Source organism: Komagataeibacter kakiaceti JCM 25156 (genome assembly GCF_000613305.1).
This window is the reverse complement of the sequence record NZ_BAIO01000443.1, coordinates 1-1978: the sequence shown is the minus strand read 5'-3', so window position 1 is coordinate 1978 and position 1978 is coordinate 1. Positions and strand designations below refer to the sequence as shown.

The following is a 1978-nucleotide window of genomic DNA, read 5'->3' as shown; positions in this document are numbered from 1 at the left end:
GGGCCATGGGTGCGAACGGCAATTCCGTCCCCCTGCCTTTTCGCCGTTGCGCCATGCCCCTGCCCCATCCAAGCCGGTAAACCCCCGCCGCCCGCTCAGGCGCAGGTGGCGCATATGCCTTCGGCCTCGATCGTGGTCTGCCTGACCGAAAAACCGCGCGCCTGCGTGACTTCCAGCAATGCGTGGAGAATATGGGCGTCATCAAGTTCCGTCACGCGCCCGCACCGGGTGCAGATCAGGAACTGCGCCGCATGGACATGGCTGTGGCAGGCATGGCTGATTCCAGCATATGACGGCACCCCACGAAAGCGGAGAGACGCTCGATCTTGTGGATCAGCCCCTGTTCAAGCAGGAAGTCCAGCGCCCGGTACACCGTGGGCGGGGCCACCGGCCGGCCCCGGCTTACGCGAATCCGTTCCAGCAGTTCATAGGCCCCCAGCGGGCGGTCCGCCGCCAGGACCAGGCCAAGCACCAGCCTGCGCATATCCGTCAGCCGCACCGCGCGTTCGTGGCACAGGGCAGCGGCCTGATCGAGCAGCGCGTCGTCCATCCCTTCGGGCGGGCCGGCTGGGGCCATCTGGGTCGTGCGGGCCACTGCTGGTGCTCCTGTGTCCGGTCGCCAGAGACCCGTCCAGCCAGCGGCGGGCAGGGGTCAGTCCGGCAGGTAATCCACCCACATGGCCATCAATACCACGAAAAGGGCAAGCCCGGCATGTATCCAGATCAGCCGGTGCAACGTCAAGACGGGAACCCTGCCCGCGTGCATGCGTTTCCTGTCAGGTGTCTTGCCCATCGTATGCCTGTCTTCCCATCAGATTGATCCTTCCCGCCCCTGATGAAGCAGAAAACTGGATTTTTCCTTAAGAGACCGCTCGAAAAGCCTGCCTTCAGGACATGCCGCAGATCGCAGGGAAGTTTCCGGTGAGGCTGTTTTCAAACAGCCGCCAACCGGAAACAGGCGGCTTATTCCTCCGTATGGGGAAGCATGTGATAGGTGCGGTTGAAATAGACCAGCCCACCGCGCGCGCCGCCGTTGCGCACGCTTTCCACCGCGCCGAACATGACGCTGTGGGTGCCCACCTCCACAATGCGTTCGATGCGGCAGTCAAGCGACAGCACCGCCTCCTCCAGCACGGGCGCGCCCGTGGTCAGCGTATCCCAGTGGCCGGAACGGAAGCGCTCCGCCTGCTCAAGGGAGCTGGCGAACACGCCCGATATGTCCTTCTGCCCGGCCGCGAGCACGTTGATGCACATGGCCGCATCCACCCGGAAACGGTCCCGCATGCGGGAATTGCGGTTGAGGCAGACCAGAACGGTGGGCGGCGTATCCGTGACCGAACAGACGGCGGAGGCCGTGAAGCCCGCCGGGTCATCCAGCGTTCCGGTCGTCACAACATTCACCGCCGCGCCAAGCCGCGCCATGGCGTTACGGAAGGTAAGGGCGTCAACTCCCATGGTCATCGTGCCTCAGTCGCTGTTGCATGCCAGTCTGGTCCGCACGCAGCCGTGACGCCGGACGGTTGCCGGGGTAGCGCATTCTGCACCGGTTGAACACAGTAAACCGCACGAGGAACCACCATATGGAGCCTGAACTGATCCACATAAGCCAGGCTGGCAGGCTGGGGCGCATCACGCTCGATCGCCCCCGCGCGCTCAATGCCCTGAACATGGACATGATAACCCGCATAAGCGCCTGCCTGCATGACTGGCGGCATGACCCCACCATCGAGACCGTGCTGCTGGACAGCGCCAGCCCCAGGGCCTTCTGCGCGGGGGGTGACATCCGCGCCATCCGCGCCCGGCTGGAACATGATGACTTCGCGGGCGCGGTGGCCCCCTTCCGCAGCAGCTACCGGCTGGCGTCGCTTCTGGCGGGGTACCCCAAGCCGGTCGTCTCCTTCATGGATGGAATCGCCATGGGTGGCGGCATCGGGCTGGGCGGGCATGTGCGCCACCGGATCGTGACCGGGCGCGCCTG

General features: G+C 65.1%; 3 protein-coding genes and 1 pseudogene. 1 reads left to right on the top strand and 3 read right to left on the bottom strand.

The window, feature by feature from the left end; translation table 11 throughout:
- Positions 1 to 95: 95 nt before the first annotated feature.
- From JCM25156_RS25005 to JCM25156_RS15040, 3 genes and pseudogenes are all read right to left on the bottom strand, one after another.
- Positions 96 to 595 (bottom strand): annotated as a pseudogene (locus tag JCM25156_RS25005) (transcriptional repressor).
- Between the two features lie 57 nt (positions 596 to 652).
- Complete coding sequence (locus tag JCM25156_RS30040; RefSeq protein WP_183480179.1) at positions 653 to 793, bottom strand: hypothetical protein; 141 nt, start codon at positions 791 to 793, stop codon at positions 653 to 655.
- A 170-nt stretch (positions 794 to 963) separates the two neighbouring features.
- Positions 964 to 1455, bottom strand: a complete 492-nt coding sequence (locus JCM25156_RS15040; protein WP_025813725.1) for a flavin reductase — start codon at positions 1453 to 1455, stop codon at positions 964 to 966.
- 125 nt (positions 1456 to 1580) lie between these two features.
- Here JCM25156_RS15040 and JCM25156_RS15035 point away from each other — a divergent pair.
- Positions 1581 to 1978: enoyl-CoA hydratase/isomerase family protein (locus JCM25156_RS15035; protein ID WP_025813723.1), on the top strand; the 398-nt coding region annotated here is incomplete at its 3' end.